Below are 21,402 nucleotides of genomic sequence, written 5' to 3'. Positions count from 1 at the left end.
CCTGCGCGCCCACACAATAAGGGCAGCAATTTTATTTGGAGTCCCTATGAAACGTGTCCTGCTGTTTGTCGCTACCAACCTGGCGGTGGTGCTGGTGTTGGGCGTGGTAATGAACATTGTCTTCGCGGCTACCGGCCTGAGTATGCAAAATACCGGTGGCTTGTTGGTCTTCGCCTCTATCTTTGGTTTTGGCGGCGCCTTTATTTCTTTGTTGATGTCCAAGTGGATCGCCAAGCGCTCCGTGGGCGCCCATGTGATAACCCACCCCAGTAACCAGACTGAGCAATGGCTGGTAAATACCGTTGCCCGGTTGGCCAAGCAGTCCGATATCGGCATGCCAGAGGTGGCGTTGTACCGCTCACCGGATATGAATGCTTTTGCCACCGGCGCCAGTAAAAATAACTCTCTGGTGGCGGTCTCCACCGGCCTGCTGGAAAACATGAGTCAGGAAGAAGTGGAAGCGGTACTGGCACACGAAGTGGCCCATATTGCCAATGGCGATATGGTGACCATGACGTTGCTGCAAGGCGTACTCAATACCTTTGTTATCTTCCTGGCCCGTATTATTGCTAATGTGGTGGATAACGCCATGCGCGGCAATAACCAGCAAGGCAGTGGAATGGGCGGCATTGCCTATTTTGCAACAGTGTTTGTACTGGAAATCGTGTTCGGTATTTTGGCCAGTATTATTGTGATGGCCTTCAGCCGCTATCGTGAATACCGCGCTGACGCCGGCTCTGCCAGCATGGTTGGGCGCAACAAGATGATTGCTGCGCTGCAGCGTCTAAAATACAGCCAGGAATCTCGCCTGGAAGGCAGCATGATGGCCTTTGGTATTCGCGGCAAGCAATCGGTCAGTGAGCTGTTTTTAAGCCACCCACCCTTGGAAAAGCGTATCAATGCCCTGCAACGCCTTGGCTAGATAGCGCGAATCTGACATAGTAAGGCCACTTTTTTTAGTGGCTTTTTTTATTTGCATGTCCAAACCCAAGACCAATCCGACTTTATCCATTCTCTTTGTGTGTCTGGGGAATTTATGCCGCTCTACCACCGCACAGGCGGTATTTGAAGCTCGCGCTGCCGCACTGAATCTACCCATCAAAGTGGATTCCGCCGGTACCAGTGGTTACCACCGCGGCGATCCACCGGATCCACGTAGCCGTGAAGCCGGTGAAGCCCGCGGCTACAGCTTTAAAGGACAGCGTTCCCGCCCGGTGTTGCCCGAGGATTTCGAACGTTTTGACCTGATCCTGGCCATGGATAGCAGAAATCTGCGCGATTTGCATGCCATCTGCCCGGAAGACTTAAAACATAAAGTAGAGTTGTTTCTGACCTATGCCGGTCACCCAGAGCAGGAAGTGCCTGATCCTTATTATGGTGGCCGTGGCGGCTTTGAATTGGTGCTGGATATGATTGAAGATGCCAGCGATGCCCTGTTGGACAAGCTCAGGCAGCGCTATTTGTGATTCCGGCCCAGCGAAGAACAAACTGGATATTGGCGGTTTGCGTTTTCGTGCTGTCGATAATTCTGCTTTTTCACCAAATCGATCTGGCTAGCCTCACCGACAAACAGATCCTGCTGCAATTGCGTCTCCCACTGGTACTTTGTGCTTTGATGGTCGGTGCCTGTTTAGCGGTCAGCTCTGCCTTTTTACAGGTGATGCTGAAGAATCCACTGGCCGATCCAGGCATTATCGGTATCAGTAGCGGCGCCAGCCTGTTCGCGGCACTCTATCTATTAAGCGGGGGATGGCTTGGGCTGACCTTGAGCCAATACGGGCTACCGCTGTTCAGCTTTATCGGCGCCATGCTCTCCACCTTGCTGATTTATGCTATTGCCAGACGGCTGGTGATGGTCTCTGCCAGTGCCGTTATTCTTGCCGGTATTGCTATCTCGACCCTTAGCGGCGGTATCATTGCCTGGCTGTATTTTTTCTCCGACGCCCAGTCCTTGCGCAATCTTACCTTCTGGTTAATGGGCAGCCTGCATCAGGCCGATTTACAGTTGGTGTTGTTGTCATTACCACTGGTGGTAATGTTACTTTTTTACGCTTTACGACAGGCACGAGCCTTAAATTGGCTTTATCTGGGCCGCACAGAAGCCCAAGTGGCCGGGTTAGATGTAACGCGCTTTTACCCCCGATTATTGCTGACTTGTGCCCTGTTAGTGGGCATCGCCGTGTCATTGGCAGGCTCGGTGGCCTTTGTAGGGCTGTTGGTACCCCATCTGCTACGCAATCTGTTTGGTTATGATAATCGCTTTATCCTGCCAGCCTCTGCCTTATGTGGTGCGCTGTTAATGTTGTTGGTGTTACTGGTATCCAAAGCCTTTGGCGGAGTAGCAGTACCGGTATCCATGCTGACCGCCACACTGGGCGGTCCGCTTTTCCTTTACTCCGTGCTAAAGCTGGGAGGCCGCTAGCATGCTGAAAGTGCACAATGCTCAGGTCAAGGGCAGGGTAGAGACACAGCAGCTGACTGCCCGAGGGGGGGAATACGTCCATCTGCTTGGACCAAATGGCGCCGGTAAATCCAGTTTGTTGTGGATGTTGGGCGGCTTGCTGGCACCGGATTCAGGTGATGTCAGTCTGAACAATAAACCACTGCAAGATTATCTCGCCGACGAATTGGCAGCTATGCGCGCCTTGATAATGCAAGGGCAGCAAAGTGCTTTTTCGTTAACGGTGGCGGAATGTTTGTCTTTTTTTGCCCCTGGTTTGTACTTACCCGAAGAGTTGGAAAGAACATTAGAAATAAAGGCGTTTTATTCAAGGCCTCTTAATCAGCTTTCCGGTGGCGAACAACGCCGCGTTATGATTGCCCGTGGCCTGATGCAGATCTGGCCGGTAATCGAACGAGGCAATGCTTTTATTTTGATGGATGAGCCAGTACAAGGCCTGGATTTCTATCACCAACACCGCTTATGTAAGTTACTTCAAGGCCTGACAGAAATCGGTAATCTGGTCATTGTCAGTCACCATGACCTGAACCTGGCCTTGCATTACGCCAGTCGGGTATGGCTGATGAAAGAAGCGCAAATTATTGCCGATGGCAATGCCGTAAAGGTGCTGACGGAAGCAACTTTGAGCAATGTTTTTGCTTGCGGGGTGCGAATTTTTGAGCAAACAGAAGGAAATCGCCTAATTCAGACCTATCTTGACTAAAAACCTTTCCCGATTTGACCAATTCTTCATTGAAATTTTCTTTCAGAACTCGTAAGTTCCATCTTAGGCAATTGGCCTCAACCCTGCATTTTATCTGGCTTTGATACGATTTGAGCGAAACGCTCAATATGAAAGGAAATATTGTGACCCAATGGCAACCCGATAGCTGGCGTTCGCTGCCCATTTTGCAGCAGCCGGTGTATGACGACTCCGAAAAACTTTCCTCTGCCGAACAGCGCCTGGCCAAGTATCCGCCGCTGGTGTTTGCTGCCGAGACACGTGCGCTGTTTAAACAGCTTGGAGAAGTGGCCAAGGGTAAAGGGTTTTTACTACAAGGGGGCGATTGCGCCGAATCCTTTGCTGAATTTAATGCGCCGAAAATCCGCGACACCTTTAAGGTGATCCTGCAAATGGCCATCGTCCTGACCTTTGCCGGGCGTTGTCCGGTGACCAAGGTCGCACGTATGGCCGGGCAATATGCCAAACCCCGCTCCGGTGATCTGGAAACCATCGACGGGGTGTCTTTGCCCAGTTATCGTGGTGACATCATCAACAGTTTCGAGTTTACTGAAGCTTCCCGACGTCCCGATCCCGAGCGCATGATTGAAGCCTATCACCGTTCGGCGGCAACCCTTAATCTGCTGCGCGCCTTTGCCCAAGGCGGTTTGGCCGACTTGCATCAGGTCCATCGCTGGAATATGGGCTTTTTAAAGAACAACCCGCTGCGTGATCGCTATCAGGCACTGGCCGACCGATTGCAGGATGCGCTGTCCTTTATGGAAGTCATTGGCATCAACTCCAGTAACCATCGTGAGCTGCATGAAACATCGTTGTTTACCTCCCATGAGGCACTGCTGCTTAATTATGAGCAGGCCCTGACCCGTAACGATACCCTGACCGGTAAGTGGTATAACTGCTCGGCTCATATGTTGTGGATTGGCGAGCGTACCCGTCAGCTGGATCATGCCCATGTGCATTTTTTCCAGGGCATTCATAACCCGGTTGGCGTGAAAATCGGCCCGGGGATGGAAGGGGATGAACTGATTCGTTTGATTGACGCCTTAAACCCCGATAACGAGCCAGGGCGTTTAACCCTGATCACCCGTATGGGCGCCGATAAGCTGGGTGACAAGCTACCTGCATTACTGCGCCGGGTAAAAGCCGAAGGCCGTCAGGTGGTGTGGAGTTCCGACCCTATGCACGGCAATACCATTAAGGCCTCCAGCGGTTACAAAACCCGTAACTTTGACGATATCCTGCGTGAGATCCAGCACTTCTTCCAGGCTCACAAGGCTGAAGGCACCCATGCCGGCGGTATCCATCTGGAAATGACCGGTCAGCATGTGACCGAATGTGTAGGTGGCGCTTACGGTATCGGCGAAGCGGATCTGGCCCAGTGCTACCAAACTCAATGCGATCCCCGTCTTAATGCCGATCAGGTGCTGGAATTGGCGTTTCTGGTGGCGGATTATTTGAAGAAATAGGGATGTTAGCCTGATAGCTCCCGCTCAGGCGCGCTTTAGGTCGCGGCTCCCAGGTCCCTGTGAGCCGCATGTTTGTTTGGAATTAGCAATATCGAAGTCGTCATGCCCGAATGCATTTGTCGGGCATCCATTTAGCAGTCCAGAGAAAATTAAAGCCTTCGTGATCTTGCTCAGTCCTCTAGTACTTCTTACGCTGCAAACCCGTCTCGGCCAGGATCTTGGCGGAGATTTCCTCTACCGAATACTTGGTGCTGTTTAAAAAGGGAATGGATTCACGACGGTACAGGTTTTCCACTTCCCTGAGCTCCATCCGGCACTGGCGTAAAGACGCATACTTGCTGTTGGCGCGCCGTTCGCTACGGATATGGTGCAAGCGCTCCGGTGCAATGGTCAGGCCAAAAATCTTGCTCTTAAACTGGCGTAAGCGTGCCGGTAACTTAAGCATATCGCCCATATCTTCCTCGGTAAAAGGGTAGTTGGCGGCCTTAATACCGTACTGCAGGGCCAGGTACAGACTGGTCGGCGTTTTACCCGAGCGCGACACGCCCACCAGGATAATATCCGCCTCGCCGTAGTTATTCAGGTTGGCGCCATCGTCATTGGCCAGCGCATAGTTCACCGCATCGATACGGATATCATAGGTCTTCTCATGAATACTGTGGGTACGGTGCTTCTCCGGTTTGGCCGGAATACCCAGTATTTTTTCCAGAGGCGCCACAAACTGGTCAAGGAAATTGTAATTAATACCCACTGAATTGGAGATAATTTCCCGCACTTCCAAATTCACGATGGTGTAAAACACCAAAGGCCGCTCGCCACTTTCTTGAAAAATTTCAGATATTTTCTTGTTGACCTTGTGCGCATTTTCCGGCGTTTCCACAAAAGGAATGGTCAGATGATTGAACTCCATGGGGAACAACGACAGCAGGGCGTGGCCGAAGACCTCAGCGGTAATGGCGGTGCCATCGGAAATATAAAAAGCGGTGCGCACTACAACTCCTTAACATTGTTGTAAGTTTTTTACGGAATTAAATTAAATTTTACTTTCCCGTTACCGCCATTTTAAAATCCACAGCGCAAAAAGCCAGTCACAATGCTGCTTATGAGCACATTGAAGACATAGATACATTCTTTCAAGTGGAGGCGTTCGCGGTGCAACAATACGTGCTTTGGTATCAAGAGTTGGGGATGCACGACGTAGACCGGGTTGGAGGCAAAAACGCTTCTTTGGGTGAAATGATATCCAATCTGGCCAATGCCGGTGTGATGGTGCCAGGCGGTTTCGCTACCACGGCCCATGCCTTTAATGAATTTCTCGAACAAAGCGGCCTTAATGACCGCATCCATGAACTGCTGGACAGCCTGGACGTGGACAATATCGCCGCGCTCAACCAGGCAGGTTCGCAGATCCGCCAGTGGATCATCGACACGCCGTTCCAACCCGCTTTGGAACAAGCCATCCACAGCGCATTTGACCAATTACAAAAAGAGGCCGGTACTGAGGCCTCTTTTGCTGTGCGCTCCTCGGCAACCGCCGAAGACATGCCCGACGCCTCCTTTGCCGGCCAGCAGGAAACCTTCCTTAACGTCAAAGGCTATGATGCGGTGATGACCGCCATCAAGCACGTATTTGCTTCCTTATTTAACGACCGCGCCATTTCCTATCGCGTGCACCAGGGTTACGACCATCGCGGTGTGGCCCTGTCTGCCGGTATTCAGCGCATGGTGCGCAGTGACCAGGCCGCATCCGGCGTGATGTTTACCATCGACACCGAATCCGGTTTTGAAGATGTGGTGTTTATCACCTCTTCCTATGGCTTGGGTGAAATGGTGGTGCAGGGCGCGGTTAACCCTGATGAATTCTACGTACACAAGCCAACGCTTAATAGCGGTAAGCCGGCTATTGTGCGCCGTAATATCGGCAGCAAGCTCAAGCAGATGATCTACTCTGATGATGCCGGTCACGGCAAGCAGGTGGACATCGTCGATGTGGATGCCGAGTTAAGTCACCAGTTTTCTTTGAGCGATGACGAAGTGATGGACCTGGCCCGTCAGGCCCAGATCATCGAAAAGCACTACCAGCGTCCTATGGATATCGAATGGGCCAAAGACGGCCTGGATGGCAAGCTGTATATCGTACAGGCCCGCCCTGAAACCGTGCGTAGCCGTGAAGATGTGCAGGTGATTGAGCGCTTTAACCTCAAAGGCAAGGCCAAGGTGGTCTGCGAAGGTCGCGCCATCGGCCACAAGATTGGCGCCGGTACTGCCAAGGTTTTGGCTTCTATCGATGAAATGGACAAGATCCAGCCGGGCGATGTACTGGTCACCGACATGACCGATCCCGATTGGGAGCCGATCATGAAAAAGGCTGCAGCCATTGTCACCAATCGTGGTGGCCGTACCTGTCACGCCGCCATTATTGCCCGTGAATTGGGCATTCCTGCGGTAGTAGGCTGTGGCGATGCCACCACTACCATCCAAAACGGCGATAAGGTGACTGTCTCTTGCTCAGAGGGTGATACCGGCTATATCTACGGCGATCTGCTGGAATTCGATGTGACCGCCTCGCGCGTGGACAAGATGCCCAAGTTACCGCTTAAGGTCATGATGAACGTGGGTAACCCCGAGCGCGCTTTTGACTTTGGTCGCTTGCCGCACGCCGGTGTGGGCCTGGCCCGACTGGAATTTATCATCAACCGTATGATTGGTGTGCATCCTAAGGCATTGCTCAACTTCGACAGCCAGCCTGAGGATGTGAAAGACGAAATCAAGGATATGATGGCCGGTTATCCATCGCCGGTAGAGTTCTATATCCAGAAGCTGGTTGAAGGTATCTCCACCATCGCTGCCGCTTTCTCACCCGAGAAAGTGATTGTGCGTATGTCGGACTTTAAGTCTAACGAGTACTTTAACCTGGTGGGCGGCTTCCAATACGAGCCTCACGAAGAAAACCCGATGCTCGGTTTCCGTGGCGCCAGCCGTTATATCTCGGAAGATTTCCGTGATTGTTTTGCCCTGGAATGTGAAGCCATCAAGCGCGTACGCAACACCATGGGCCTGACCAATGTAGAGATCATGATCCCCTTCGTGCGTACGCTGGAAGAAGGTCGCAAAGTGATTGAACTGTTGGCCGAGCAGGGCCTGAAGCAAGGCGAAAATGGCCTTCGCGTCATTATGATGTGCGAACTGCCATCCAACGCACTGTTGGCTGACAAGTTCCTGGATATCTTCGATGGCTTCTCCATCGGCTCCAACGACCTGACCCAGCTGACCTTGGGTCTGGACCGCGACTCCGGTCTGATTGCCCATCTGTTTGATGAGCGCAACGATGCCGTGAAAGCCTTGTTGTCTATGGCCATCAAAGCGGCCAAGGCCCGTGGCAAGTATGTCGGCATCTGTGGTCAAGGCCCCTCGGATCACGAAGATCTGGCAGCCTGGCTGGTAGAGCAGGGCATCGACAGCGTATCCCTTAACCCCGATACGGTGGTGGATACCTGGCTGTACCTTGGCGAAAAGCACGCTCTGAAGGACTAATAAGCTCTAATCAGAAATCCCGGCACCTGCCGGGATTTTTTTATCTGCAATTGCTAAGAGTGAAAGTGATGGAACAGATACAGATCCGCCAGGCATTTAACGCCCCCGTTAAGCAAGTGTTTAATACCCTGTGTGATCATGAAACCTTCGGCAAGATTATTGGCGCCAGGATCAATAGAATAAAAGACGGCGAAGATGGTCACACTAACGGCTTAGGCTCCATCCGCCGCATCGCCATGCTACCCGGTGTGTATTTTGAGGAAACCGTGGTCAGCTTTGTGCCTTATCAGCTGATGGAATACCTGGTCAGTAAAGGCAGCCCGGTTAAAAATCACCTGGGACGAATGGTGTTTGAGGAAAAAGACGGGGTGACCACCCTGAACTACAGTATCCGCTTCGAGCCTAAATTGCCGTTGCCAGGGTTTGGCAAACTGCTAAAGCCGTTGATTGCCGGGCCAATAGTCAAGGGACTGAAAAAGCTGGCTGATGGTTACTCAACTTAGACACTGACCCAAAAGCAGGAAGGCTGCATTTTTAAGACATTGCCTGTTTTTTTTGCCTTTACTAAAAAAATAATCTAACGTGCTCCCTTGTAATTACATCGTTTAATTCGATTCAGGACAAAGCTATGGATAAGCTCACTATCAAGGGATTGGTACTCTTACTGTCCTTCATTTTTTCTCCCGTTTTCGCAGATCAGGTAACCCTGCTTGAAGGCGCTACCTTTGTGCGTGGTAAAGGATCACCCATTACCGAGTCAAAGACCTTTACCGGCTCAACGGTTAATGGTTCGTTTTCCATGCGAATATACAACGGCGGACCTGACCATAGTCAAACCCGAGTAGCCGCAGCAAATATTTGGGTTAACGGCGAGCTGATAGTTTCCGAATTTGAGTTCAGCCAGCAGGTAACCTTGCTTGAGCGCGATGTGCCCTTACTGGACACCAATTTGTTGCAGGTGGAGCTAAAAGGTACCCCTCAGGGCACTATCACCATCAATATTGGCGGTGAGATTGAAAACCGTGTGCCCATTATCACTTCAACGGCTGTTACCAGCGCCGCTGAGGATGCTATTTACCTGTATCAGGTGATGGCCACCGATGAGGATGCGCTTAACACCTTAAGCTTTGAACTCAGCCAATCCCCCAATGGCATGACCATTGATGCAAGTACGGGACTAATCAACTGGATGCCTGAACAACGCGATGTGGGGGAACATTCCGTCACCGTTATCGCTATTGATCCTGAACAAGGCCAGGCCACGCAGTCTTATCAGTTAAGTGTTGCCAATACCAATGACAAGCCGGTTATTACATCGACAGCTTTAACGAGCACGAACGAAGACGAGCTGTACCAGTATCAAGTTTTGGCCACTGATGAAGATATTGATGACCAGCTTACCTACGGTTTGCTGCAGCACCCAGAAGGGATGAATATTGATCCACAGGGCGGATTGATTTCCTGGTTGCCAGCACAGGTCGATGTAGGGCTTCACCTGATTGAATTAAGTGTGACGGATCAATTGGGGGAAAGCGACAACCAGCACTTCCAACTAAGTGTTATCAATATTAACGATGCCCCGGTTTTGGCAGAAGTTGCTCCACAAACCGTAAAGGCTACTGAAACCCTGTCCTTCCAGTTAAATGCCAGTGATGAAGACGGTGATAGCTTGCAATTTTCTTTGCTTGATGCCCCAGACGGCGCTGAGGTTGACGCACAGACAGCTTGGTTTAGCTGGACACCCTCCACAGAACAACTAGGTGAGTATCAGATAACAGTCAGTGTCACTGATGGTGAACTAGATGACAGTCTTCCCTTTACGGTTACTGTGGAACCACCACCTTATGATCCACCAGCGTTTTTGGATGAAGAACAGCTAATCGCCTTTGCGGGCCAGCCGTTATCCCACTTAGTGCAAGTGCAATCAGAGGTGGAGTTCCGTCTTGAATTGATGTCAGGACCTACCGGACTGGTATTGTCCGAGCAAAGCGGTGAAATCAGCTGGCTTGAGCCTGTGGTTGGAACTTATGAGATAACAGTGCACGCCAAGATTACTGAAGAGATTTTTACCGCCAGAACTTATCGGCTAGAGGTGCTGGACAAGGCAAGCAGTAATGCCGGTGATGATTTCTGGCTGGTGTTTTCTAGCAATACGCCGGGTAATCGCAGGCTCTATCTTTCTTCTGAATTTGATACTCAAGGGCAGATTGCCATCCCTCTGAAGAATTATTCTTTGGATTTTACTGTCGCTGCCGGCCAGGTCACAGTGGTGGAAATCCCTGAGTGGCTGACAAATCCCAGCCCTCAATCTCAGATCGTGGGGGACAACGGCATTCATGTCACCAGCGACAGGGACATAACCCTCTATGCCCTTAACCATGCCCCGCAAAGCACCGATGGTTTCCTGGTACTGCCCACCGATACCCTCGGCCAACATCATCGGGCCATGACCTATGGCGATGACCAACTCTCGGTGGTGGCAACAGCGGATGCTACTCAAGTGTCCATTACCTTTGTCCAGGACATGAAAATAGAAACCGGGAGGCAGGTCCTGGCCGGAGAAACAATTGATATTGAGCTTAATAGTGGACAAAGCTTTAACCTGAAACGCTGGGATAGTGGCAATCTGGCAGGGAGTGCGATTGATTCCAATAAACCGGTGGCAGTGTTTTCCGGTGCTCGATGCACCTTTGTTCCTCTGGCAGTGCAGGCCTGTGATCACTTGGTCGAACAACTGCTGCCGGTGAAATATTGGGGACAGGAATACCATACGGTGCCCTTTGCCAATCGCTTCCGAGGTGATTTATTTCAGGTCGTTGCCGCCTTTGACAATACAAGGGTGGAGATAAACGGCGAATATCTGCTGACCCTCAACGCCGGTGAATGGCTAAATGACACCTTGGAAGCTCCGTCGGTGATCACCGCCAATCACCCTATCCAGGTAGCCCAATTCTCTTTGGGTGCGCAAATCGATGCGGATAAAAACGGCAACTACGGCGACCCCTTTATGCTGATGCTGACGCCAAGCTCACAAAGCGTTGGTAAATATATTGTCAGCACCACAAACCTGGGAATTATCGATAACTTTGTCAATATCGCCATAGATCAAAGAGCTGTAGCCACTTTGAGCATGGACGGTGAGCAGCTGGACCCCACCATCTTTTCACCTATCCCCGGTACCCAGATGCTCGCAGCGCAAGTGCGACTGGACGAAGGAACGCATATTCTGACGGCGGCGACAGACTTTGCCGCAAACATCTATGGTTTCGATAACTATTACAATTCCTATGGCTATCAGGGCGGCGTCAATCTTCCCAGATATAATGACCAGACGCAGATTTCAGTGCAAAGCAATGCGACCACTTTGCCCGTCGGTCTTCCGTTGTGCCTGGACATCAAGATTGGTGACCAGCAACAGGCCTTGCAAAAAGCCCGCTTGGACCTCTACAGCAATAATGCTCCCGAAGACATATACCATCTCTACACCAACGCCTTGGGCGAAGTTAAGCATTGTCATTACAGCCTGAATCCCGGTACCGACAATATAGTGATCAGTTCAGGGAAGGTATCACAGCAGCTTAATATCACTTGGCTGGCAGCCGCTGGCGAAGGTGGCAATGCGCCTACTATCGTATCTGCACCCAATACCAGCGTACAAGCGGCTAAAGCCTACCAATATCAACTTATTGCCGTTGATGCGGACGCCGGTGAAACACTGAGTTATTCCTTGTTAGACGGCCCCGCCGGTATGGACATGGTTAACGGGCTGGTTTCATGGCAACCGCTGCTATCCGATATCGGAGAGCATAAGATCACCCTTCAGGTAACAGACAGAGAAGGGCTAACCACAGAACAGAGCTATACATTAAAGGTGTACCTTGGCAACCAAGCGCCAGTGTTGGTTAACCCACCACAAGACAAACTGGTGTATGTGGGGCGAAGCTATACACAGCAGTTATCCATTGCCGATCCGGACGATCACACCTCATTTTGCCAGTTGATTAGCAGCCCTCTCTATGGAAGCCAAAACGGCAAAGTTGCCTATGCCTCCACCCATGGTACCGCCAACAGTTGTCGCGATCTTTTAAGGATAAATGTACTAACCGAAGAACAGATCGGTATCCATCCTATTACCATCAGGCTTTGGGATAGAGCCGGGGGGGAAAGTTTTCATCAGTTCCAACTTGAAGTGAAGAAAAATAATCTTCCACAAGTCACCGCCCATCCCGCTCAGTTTGCCAAGGTCGGCGTGGAGTACAGAACGGCCTTGATCATGTCTGATCCAGATGGCGACAGTTTGTCTTACCGGATATCAGCAAAGAAATATGACGACGGCAGTTTTGCCAGCCTTCCCCTTACCATCAATGAACTAACCGGTGAGTTGGTATTACAGCCCACTGCCGAGCATGTGGGGCGCTATAACATTACCCTGAGTATCCGGGATGCCGATGATACCTTGACCTACACCTATCCATTGACGGTATCCCTTGCCGATGAGCCGCTGACGGCCCAGTTGCAGATTGAGCCCAAATTTATTAATGCCGGAGAGGCCGTCACATTAGTGGCACAAGCGTCGGGCGGCACTGGCGCAGTAAACTTTGAGCTACAAGTTAACGGCTTACCTGTTTCTCTGGACCAGAGCCAGTCTGCGACCTTTAGTGGTACACAAGAAAGTGGCGTGTACCAAGTACAGCTTAGGGCAACAGATGATGCGGGAAGCTTTTACCAAATCACCGATTATTTTGTTGTCAGGGTCGATGAAGGGGATGGCGACGGCGGCACTCCAGGCGATCCGGGGGACCCCGGAGAACCAGGCGACCCGGGTGATCCAGGCGATCCGGGCGTCTCCGATCCCGATTACCCCGAAGTAGAGATTTTACATCTTGAGCAGAGTGAATTAATTACCGCACCAAAGCAGATCCAGGTCCGCGCCTATGATGCCAATATGGTGGAATGGCGTCTGTCATTGGTGTCGGAATCCAATCAGCAGTTACTGGCATCGGGACACGCCAATGTGGAAGGGGTAGTGGCCAGCTTTGACCCAACTCTTTTGGTCAATGGCCAATATGATCTCCAGTTGTATGCCGTTGATATCAACGGCCAGGCGGTACAAACCCGCGTGCCCGTGCTGGTAGACGGCAATCTGAAGGTGGGCCATTTCACCTACAGCGTGGAAGAGTTGAATATCCCCCTGGCTGGCATTCCCATTTCTGTTACTCGTACCTATGACAGTCGCCGCAAGCATGAACTGGGCGATTTTGGTTACGGCTGGCATCTGGACTACAAGTTGGTGGATTTGGATGTCTCTCGTCCGCTAGGCACCGCATGGACCATGGTGGAAAGCCAAAGATACATAGGCCCGGTGCCTATCCCTGTCTATTGCCTGCAAAGCAATGGCCAGATATTGGTGACGGTCACCTTGCCCAATGACGAGGTAGAAACCTTTAAGGCAACGGCAGAGCCCGGTTGTACCGATTATTTCCCCACCAACGAAGTGCATCTGAGTTTTGCGCCCACAGGAGACACCACTTCCAAGCTGGCGTTAAAAAATAATACGCAGGTCCGTTTCGTCAACGGTAATCTGGTGATCCTCGGTCAGGACGGTGTGTTTGACAGCAAAGCCTTTGTACTGACCACCAGAAGCGGTTACCAGTACCATATCCATGCGGATACCGGCGTGTCTTTGATTAACGATCCCAATGGTCACAGCCTGACCTTTGATGCCAATGGCATTCACCATTCCGCCGGAAAGTCCATTGCCTTTAGCCGGGACAGCAAAGGTAAGATCACCCAGATTCGACGTCCGGACGGACTGTCCGGACTGCTTCGCTATCATTATTTCAGCTATGACGGCGCCCATCGGCTGACAAAGCGCATTGTTGATAACATCGCAGGCCAGGAAGACTATGCTTACGACTATCGCAATACCCTCACCGACATCAAAGACGCCGACAATCGCCGTAAATTATTTAATATCTACGATGATGACGGTCGCTTAATCGCCCAGGAAGACAATGAGGGCAACCGCACCACCTTTGACCACAATATCGAGGGCCGCCAATCCGTTGTCACAGACAGAAACGGCAATACCACGTTCTACTACTATGACCAGCGCGGCAATGTGACCAGCAAGGTGGACGCCCTAGGTCATATCAGCAGCTTTACCTATGACGGCAACGACAACCTGCTCACCGAAACCGATCCTTTAGGTAACGTCAGCCGTCGCACTTATAACGCCAAAAATGATCTGCTGACCCTGACCGATGCCCAAGGCAATACCACAACATATTCCTACAACGATCTGGGACAGGAACTGACCATCACCGATGCCAACGGCAACCTGTTTACCAACAGCTACGACGCGGTAGGTAACCTGCTATCGGTCAGCGATCCCTTGGGCAATGTGGCCGGTAACAATATCAATGCCATGGGCTTGGTCAGCCTGACCGAAGATCCCTTAGGTCATCAAACCCACTATGAATACGACAGTCTTGGCAACAAGACCAAGATGACCGATGCCTCGGGCACAATCAGTCGCTACCAATATGATGCCGCCAACCGCCAAACCCGTCGTGAATTCAGCCGTACCCTGGCCAATGGCAGCGTCACTTTGGATGTTGAGACCACCACTTATGAGCGCCTGGGCAATATTGCGTCGGTCACCGACAACAAGGGACAGGTAGAATCTTATACCTATGACAAGTTCGGCTACCTGGAAAAACAGAGCCAATATTATGTTTCGACCAGCTACACCAGGGATGCTTATGGACGGGTACTCAGCGAAAGCGTAGCTGCGGCAGGGGGCGTGCAACTGGTTACCGCCTTTGAATACGACGCCGAAGGCAATAAAACCGCCGAAACGGACCCTAACGGCCAGCGCACGGAATATGAATACGACGCCCTTAATCGCTTGGTAAAAACCCGCTACCCAGACGGTTCACAGATAGCCATGGACTATGATGCGGCTGGGCGCATCACCAGTGAAACCGATGAAAACGGCGCCATCACGCAGTACCAGTACGATAAAGTCGGCAGGCGCACCCAGATTACCGATGCCCTGGGCAATATCAGCCGGTTTGAATATGATCCCGCCGGTAACCTAATCAAAGAAATCGACGCACTGGGCCGTGAAACCCGTTATGAATATGACTCCATGGACAGGCGCATAGCGGTGATTTACGCCGACAGCCGGCAAACGGCCGAAAGCCACGATGCCCTGGGGCGCAACATTGGCAAAACCGACCAATTAAATCGGCAGACTAGCTATGAATACGACCCCATGGGTCGTCTGTCCAAGGTTATAGATGCCCTTGGCAATGAAACCAGCTATCAGTACGATGAAGCAGGCAATAAGATTGCCCAGACCGACGCCCTGGGCCGCACCACAAGCTGGGAATATGACGCCAGGGGCAATGTCACCGCCAGGGTGCTGCCTTTAGGTCAGCGTGAGACCTTTGTTTATGATGGTGCCAATAACCTGACTAGCCATACCGACTTTAACGGCAACACCACCAACTACACCTATCAAGCCCCCAACAGACTGGTGCAAGCACGCTATGCTGATGGTAGCGCCGACTATTATAGTTACGATGACAACGGCAATCGTCTCTCGGTCCGTAATACCATCACCGGAACCTGGAGTTACGATTACGACAGCCGCAACCGCCTGACTAAGGAAACCCAGCCGGATGGGACTGTTTTGGAATACGGCTACGACGCCGCAGGCAACAAAACCAGCCTGACTACCACTTATGCCAACGGCGATAGCCGCACCGAGTTATACGCCTATGACTCGCTGAATCGTCTGATAGCCGTCACCGACCATCAGAGCCAGACCACCCGTTTTGACTATGATGCGGTGGGTAACCAAACCCATATCCATTACCCCAACGGCTTGGTGGCCGAGTACAGCTATGACAGCCTGAATCGAGTCACGTCAGTTGTTACCAAAGATGCCGACGGTAATCTGCTGACCAGCTATGCCTATGCTCTGGATGCCACAGGTAGAAGGACGGGCTTAACGGAGCTGGACGGGCGTAGCAGCCAATGGAGTTACGATGAGGTTTATCGTTTAACTGATGAGGTTATCGCTGATCCAATCAACGGTGACCACAGCAGTAGTTACCTATATGACAAAGTCGGCAACCGTACCCAGCGCACCGTTAATGGTATCGTCACCGATTATGTCTATGACGATAACGACAGGCTGATAACCAGCACGGAAGACGGATTGGAAACCGGCTTTGAGTATGACCCACAGGGCAACCTGCTAGAAGAAAATGATGGTAGCACCGCCCAAACCTACAGCTATAACGCCCAGCACAAGCTGACCGGTTTTAGTGATGGCACTAATAGCCTCAGCTACCAATACAATACCGACGGCATTCGTATTGCCAAAACCCTAAACGGCAACAAAACCCGCTATCTGATAGACAGCAACCGCGACTACGCCCAGGTGATTGGCGAGCTGGATAGCACCAATACACTGCTTAAAGCCTACTTATATGGCATGGACTTGATTGCCCAGGAGCAGGAAGGGGATTGGCGCTTTTATCATTACGACTCACTGGGAACGACACGGGATTTATCGGATAACTCCGGACAGCTAACGGATAGTTATGACTATGAGGCTTTTGGGGAGCTGCTAGGCAGGGAAGGTGAGACAGACAACCAATATCTTTATACCGGCGAACAGTATGATCCTGAACTGGATAACTACTATCTGCGTGCCCGTTACTATGATCAGGGAGCGGGGCGGTTTACGCAGATGGATGCGTGGAGAGGTTGCAGTTACACGCCTCAAGGGTTGAATAAGTATATTTACTCTGAATCCGATCCTTTAAATAAAATAGATCCAAGTGGCTACTTTGCCAGTTCTCTTTCGGAAGTTTCTATTAGCAACAGTATAAATACGACGCTGACAACCATGTCTGCGGCAGTGATAGGAGTCTCAGCCGGAACTATCGGCTCTAGCATTTTATATGGGGACTATATATCAAGAAACAACAATTTAGTCTGGAACATGGATCACAGCTTAAGTTCAAAAGAAGTTAAGGAGAAATCAGCTGAACGGAAAGCGTATAAAAGAAGATGTACTGAACCAAAACCGCCTGGTCTATCTGGGTGCGACTCACTCAGATGGTTGCTGAAAAGGAATCAAGACTGTAAAGAGATGAGAGAAAACTTTGCCAAAAAATGGTATGGCGATAATGAAGCAAATCACGTTGGCGAGATTAAAAATCTTGAAGTGGCAATAGATAAATTGCTGAAAGATATTGAAAGATTTTGTAAATAAATGGGAGGGAATCGTATGTCATGCTCTTTGGACGAGATTTTCAATGAAATGAGTAGTTTGCCAGAATTTGTTGGCATCAACCTTACAGAACCTAATGAAAAGGGGAATTTTGGAAATTGTCCACTTCATGTGGCGGTAACTCAAGGTAATGCAGGATATGTAAAAGCATTGATTGATGGTGGAGCATGTATAAATATGAAAGGCGAGCATGGATATACACCTCTTCACGATGCTGTTGAACAAGAAAATTGTGAAGTAGTAAGGATTCTTCTGAATTGTGGGGCGGACATGAAAATAGAAAACGATGACGGTATATCTTCTGAAAAGCTAGCGTTAACTTTAGGAAACTCCTCGGTGATTAAAGTGTTTTCAGAATGCAGATGAACCCTGTTTTTAGACTAAAATAATAGGCTGAAAAAATTACGGAAACCTACAGAGATAATTACAAGCAAGGCTGATTGTTCACACCTTCTGGAAATACACTTGGGTTCATTGGTAATCTGGTTATGCAGAAAATGAAACAGGCTGTAATAGATGCGATGATTGACTATGCCTTAGCAGGTGTGGATGTGTTTGGCGATAAAACCCGATTTGGAACAAGGGCTCATACGCACTTGGAAGGAAGAATTAAGATATTGAATCGAAGCCTTGACGATAGGTTTAAAATATTTGACCGATGGGGTATCCAAGTCAAAGCAGAAGCATATTTCGATAAAAAAACGGTTAAAAGAGCGAAACGTCGAGCACTCAACTCATTCGGTATCGATGTTACGATTATGAGAGGAAGTAATGTGTTAAAAGCTTTTGATTTGAAAACCGGGAAAGGTTGGTCTAAAGCTGAAGCGGGACGACGCGCAGGGAAACTAAACAGCAACCTTTTTCAAATTTACATTGTGCCAAAGAGGTAAGTATGACGACACTTAGGGATTTGGAAAAATATGCTAAAGAAGACTTTATTCCTTTTCTAAAAAATCACGGATTTAAATTGTTTGGGACGTTTAAGTTCTACAGAGAGATTGAACAGGGTTTATATCATGTTATAGACCCTGAGATACATTATGGGGAGAACTTGATCGTGTATATACGTTGTCATGTAGATGAGATCAGTTCTGACATGGGGTTTGAGTCTGGGATAGTTGGAGGAGAGCTTGATCCTACCAGAGAAATAAAGATAAATAATTCATATTTGTGGAAGATTCCTGATGAGATGGCTTCGCGTAAAGCATTGGAAGAAATAAAAAAAAGCTTATCTGATTATGCTCTTCCATTTTTTGACAAGGTGAAAAATCGCAAAGAACTTTTAAAAGCTGTTCATCCAATTAATGTAGAAGAGTTCCAAGAGGATATAGATAGAATCTTAGAAGTAATTCAGCAACAAGAAGTAGAGCAGAAGCAAAACGGATGAACTAATAAATATTGAGTAAATAAGCCAGGCAAGCCAGAAAATCATCCAGCTATCTGATAATTGCTCTTTAAAAATTTGGCGGCAACCGCTTGCAAAAGGAGACTCAGCCGGATGGGACTGTGCTGGACTACGGCTACGATGCGGCGGGCAATAAGACCAGCTTGACTACCACTTATGCCAACGGCGATAGCCGAACCGAGTTATACGCCTATGACTCACTGAATCGACTGGTAGCGGTCACCGACCATCAAAGCCAGACCACTAGCTTCGACTATGATGCGGTGGGTAACCAAACCCATATCCATTACCCCAATGGCCTGGTGGCCGAGTACAACTATGACAGCTTAAATCGGGTCACGTCAGTTGTTACCAAAGATGCCGACGGCAATCTGCTAAGTCGCTATGCCTATAACCTTGACGCCACAGGCAGACGAATCGGCCTCAATGAGTTGGACGGGCGCAGCAGTGAATGGAATTACGATGAGCTTTATCGTTTAACCGATGAGGTTATCGCTGATCCAATCAACGGTGACCACAGCAGCAACTACAGCTACGACAACGTTGGTAACCGTACCCAGCGCACCGTTAATGGTATCGTCACCGATTATATCTATGATGATAACGACAGGCTGATATCTTCAACAGAAGATGGCTTGGAAACCAGCTTTGAGTATGACCAGCAGGGCAACCTGCTAGAAGAAAATGATGGTAGCACCGCCCAAACCTACAGCTATAACGCCCAGCACAAGCTGACCGGTTTTAGTGATGGCACTAATAGCCTCAGCTACCAATACAATACCGACGGCATTCGTATTGCCAAAACCCTAAACGCTGTTAAGACCCGCTATGTGGTCGATAGTAACCGCGACTATGCCCAGGTAGTGGCAGAGGTAGATAGCAGCGATACTGTGCTTAAAGCCTACTTATATGGCATGGACTTGATCGCACAGGAAAGCGACGATAACTGGCGCTTCTATCATTACGACTCACTGGGAACGACACGGGATTTATCGGATAACACCGGACAGCTAACGGATAGTTATGACTATGAGGCTTTTGGGGAGCTGCTAGGCAGGGAAGGTGAGACAGACAACCAATATCTGTATACCGGCGAACAACTTGATCCAGAACTGGATAACTATTATCTGCGTGCTCGTTACTATGATAAGGGTGTTGGGCGGTTTACGCAGATGGATACTTATCAGGGTAGAGCATGCAAACCTGCTACTTTACACAAATATCTATATGGTGCTGCAGATTCAATAAACCACAAAGACCCTAGCGGATATTCCTACATAGGTCTCGAGTCAGTTGCTGGAAAAGTCAGATTAACTCTATTGAATTTGAATAGGGTCTCATTTCAAGGTTTTTCGTATGCTTCAAGATCTGGTGCTAAAAGAGCAGCTGTGAGGTTCAATCATTACGTAAGTAACTTGTGCAGTACTATGTCTAAAAGCGGTAGAAAACTAGGTCAGCAATTGCATCATACTTTCCCTAAATTTATGGGAGGAGCCAAAAGGCAAATAGAGTATGCCGCAATTGCCGGGGCTATTCACCTAAGATTTCACAGTGTATTAAAGAAGATATTAAGATTTAACGGAATCAAAGGGGATAATGCTAAGCAATTTAATAATCTAAATTTAACTGAGCGAGCAAAAGCCATAGAGTTACTAATGTTAACTACGCAGGCTTTTGATACGGCATGTATTGGCTCAAAAGGGTATAAGCCGATGTATCCGATACTTAAGAAGGTGTTCAATGAATAAGCGTGAGATCTACATTGAGTTGGTGAAAAAGTCTGTTGTCGATCACCGTGTTCTAATGCTTGATACATTATGTGAATTAAATGAAGAAGGTGAATATAAAAACCAAAATGTAGTATTTAACGAGGTTCTTAAACCAATTCTGAAAAACTCCGAGTATATAGCTCTGCCTGGGTATAAAAGAAATTGGTTAGGTGATTTGGACAAAAGTCATATCCCAGAGTGGGTTAGGGTTGTTGAAAAGTATATTTATAATGAAGGCAGGAGAAACTTTTTAAGACCGGAAATCGCAGATGTCGGTCTTTATGAGTTTTGGGCTAATTTTTCATTCAGCACTCATTCTTCGGATTTGAAAAATAAAGAGCTGTATTCAATGGCTTCTCCACTGATTAAAATCCGATTAGACAAAATTCCCTTTAAAAAGCTATTTGAAAATTCATCGTTTGTATCACCCGTTCTGGGATTTTGGTCCAAAGCAAAACCTGTAAAAGGTTGGGGGCCATTTGATGTTGATGATCGATATATATACTTATACTTATTAACTGGTTTATCTCAACTATATTTCTTCGGTTCTGAAACATCTCTAAGCATAGTAACTGAGAAGTCATTACGTTCGATACATTGGGAAACCTCGTTCGAAGAGCACTTTGAATTTCATAAAAAAATGTTGACACCAAATCCTGGAGAAAGTTTGAAAGATGCAAGTGAGCGGTTATGGAATGATTATTGTAAAAAAGGAAAATGCTTTTAATGTTAT

Annotated in this window: 14 protein-coding genes; 13 read left to right on the top strand and 1 reads right to left on the bottom strand. The window is 49.1% G+C overall.

The features are described from left to right. Positions 1 to 46 precede the first annotated feature (46 nt). The 5 genes from htpX (at position 47) to P2G88_RS16785 (ending at position 4,648) form a co-directional block, all read left to right on the top strand. Positions 47 to 922 carry a protease HtpX gene (htpX, locus tag P2G88_RS16805; protein ID WP_275798071.1) on the top strand — a complete coding sequence of 292 codons (876 nt, stop codon included), beginning with the start codon at positions 47 to 49 and terminating at the stop codon, positions 920 to 922. A gap of 55 nt (positions 923 to 977) precedes the next feature. Beyond that, positions 978 to 1,466, top strand: a complete 489-nt coding sequence (locus tag P2G88_RS16800; protein WP_275798069.1) for a low molecular weight protein-tyrosine-phosphatase — start codon at positions 978 to 980, stop codon at positions 1,464 to 1,466. Between the two features lie 47 nt (positions 1,467 to 1,513). Next, entirely contained in the window at positions 1,514 to 2,422 is a 909-nt protein-coding gene (locus P2G88_RS16795) for an iron chelate uptake ABC transporter family permease subunit (RefSeq protein ID WP_275798067.1), read from the top strand. Between the two features lies 1 nt (position 2,423). After that, positions 2,424 to 3,164 (top strand): ATP-binding cassette domain-containing protein, encoded by a 741-nt coding sequence (locus tag P2G88_RS16790; protein ID WP_275798064.1) that lies wholly within the window; start codon positions 2,424 to 2,426, stop codon positions 3,162 to 3,164. A gap of 143 nt (positions 3,165 to 3,307) precedes the next feature. Further along, positions 3,308 to 4,648, top strand: coding sequence for a 3-deoxy-7-phosphoheptulonate synthase class II (locus tag P2G88_RS16785; protein WP_275798062.1), 1,341 nt, complete (start codon positions 3,308 to 3,310; stop codon positions 4,646 to 4,648). A 178-nt stretch (positions 4,649 to 4,826) separates the two neighbouring features. Here P2G88_RS16785 and P2G88_RS16780 read toward each other — a convergent pair whose 3' ends face one another. Continuing rightward, the gene (locus P2G88_RS16780) at positions 4,827 to 5,639 is read right to left on the bottom strand and encodes a pyruvate, water dikinase regulatory protein (RefSeq protein WP_275798060.1); all 813 of its coding nucleotides are present in this window, start codon (positions 5,637 to 5,639) and stop codon (positions 4,827 to 4,829) included. A gap of 161 nt (positions 5,640 to 5,800) precedes the next feature. On the opposite strand from P2G88_RS16780, the gene ppsA reads away from it, so the two are divergent. From ppsA to P2G88_RS16740, 8 genes are all read left to right on the top strand, one after another. After that, positions 5,801 to 8,182: a phosphoenolpyruvate synthase gene (gene ppsA / locus P2G88_RS16775; RefSeq protein ID WP_275798058.1), complete on the top strand. Its 2,382-nt coding sequence runs from the start codon at positions 5,801 to 5,803 to the stop codon at positions 8,180 to 8,182. Positions 8,183 to 8,250: 68 nt separating this feature from the next. Beyond that, positions 8,251 to 8,685 carry an SRPBCC family protein gene (locus P2G88_RS16770; protein ID WP_275798056.1) on the top strand — a complete coding sequence of 145 codons (435 nt, stop codon included), beginning with the start codon at positions 8,251 to 8,253 and terminating at the stop codon, positions 8,683 to 8,685. A 125-nt stretch (positions 8,686 to 8,810) separates the two neighbouring features. Then, a complete protein-coding gene (locus tag P2G88_RS16765; protein ID WP_275798053.1) occupies positions 8,811 to 17,477 on the top strand; it encodes a putative Ig domain-containing protein in 8,667 nt (2,888 codons plus the stop codon). A 15-nt stretch (positions 17,478 to 17,492) separates the two neighbouring features. Continuing rightward, positions 17,493 to 17,861 carry an ankyrin repeat domain-containing protein gene (locus tag P2G88_RS16760; protein ID WP_275798051.1) on the top strand — a complete coding sequence of 123 codons (369 nt, stop codon included), beginning with the start codon at positions 17,493 to 17,495 and terminating at the stop codon, positions 17,859 to 17,861. A gap of 122 nt (positions 17,862 to 17,983) precedes the next feature. Next, positions 17,984 to 18,385, top strand: a complete 402-nt coding sequence (locus P2G88_RS16755; protein ID WP_275798049.1) for a hypothetical protein — start codon at positions 17,984 to 17,986, stop codon at positions 18,383 to 18,385. A 2-nt stretch (positions 18,386 to 18,387) separates the two neighbouring features. Beyond that, positions 18,388 to 18,882 carry a hypothetical protein gene (locus P2G88_RS16750; RefSeq protein WP_275798047.1) on the top strand — a complete coding sequence of 165 codons (495 nt, stop codon included), beginning with the start codon at positions 18,388 to 18,390 and terminating at the stop codon, positions 18,880 to 18,882. Between the two features lie 89 nt (positions 18,883 to 18,971). After that, entirely contained in the window at positions 18,972 to 20,648 is a 1,677-nt protein-coding gene (locus P2G88_RS16745) for an RHS repeat-associated core domain-containing protein (protein WP_275798045.1), read from the top strand. After that, positions 20,641 to 21,396 carry a hypothetical protein gene (locus P2G88_RS16740; protein WP_275798043.1) on the top strand — a complete coding sequence of 252 codons (756 nt, stop codon included), beginning with the start codon at positions 20,641 to 20,643 and terminating at the stop codon, positions 21,394 to 21,396. Before P2G88_RS16745 ends, P2G88_RS16740 begins: the two co-directional genes overlap by 8 nt. Positions 21,397 to 21,402: the final 6 nt, after the last annotated feature.

The organism is Aliiglaciecola sp. CAU 1673 (assembly GCF_029223185.1).
In the GTDB taxonomy this organism is placed as follows: Bacteria; Pseudomonadota; Gammaproteobacteria; order Enterobacterales; family Alteromonadaceae; genus Bowmanella.
The sequence above is the reverse complement of the archived record's forward strand: the minus strand, read 5'-3'. Positions and strand labels throughout refer to the sequence as shown.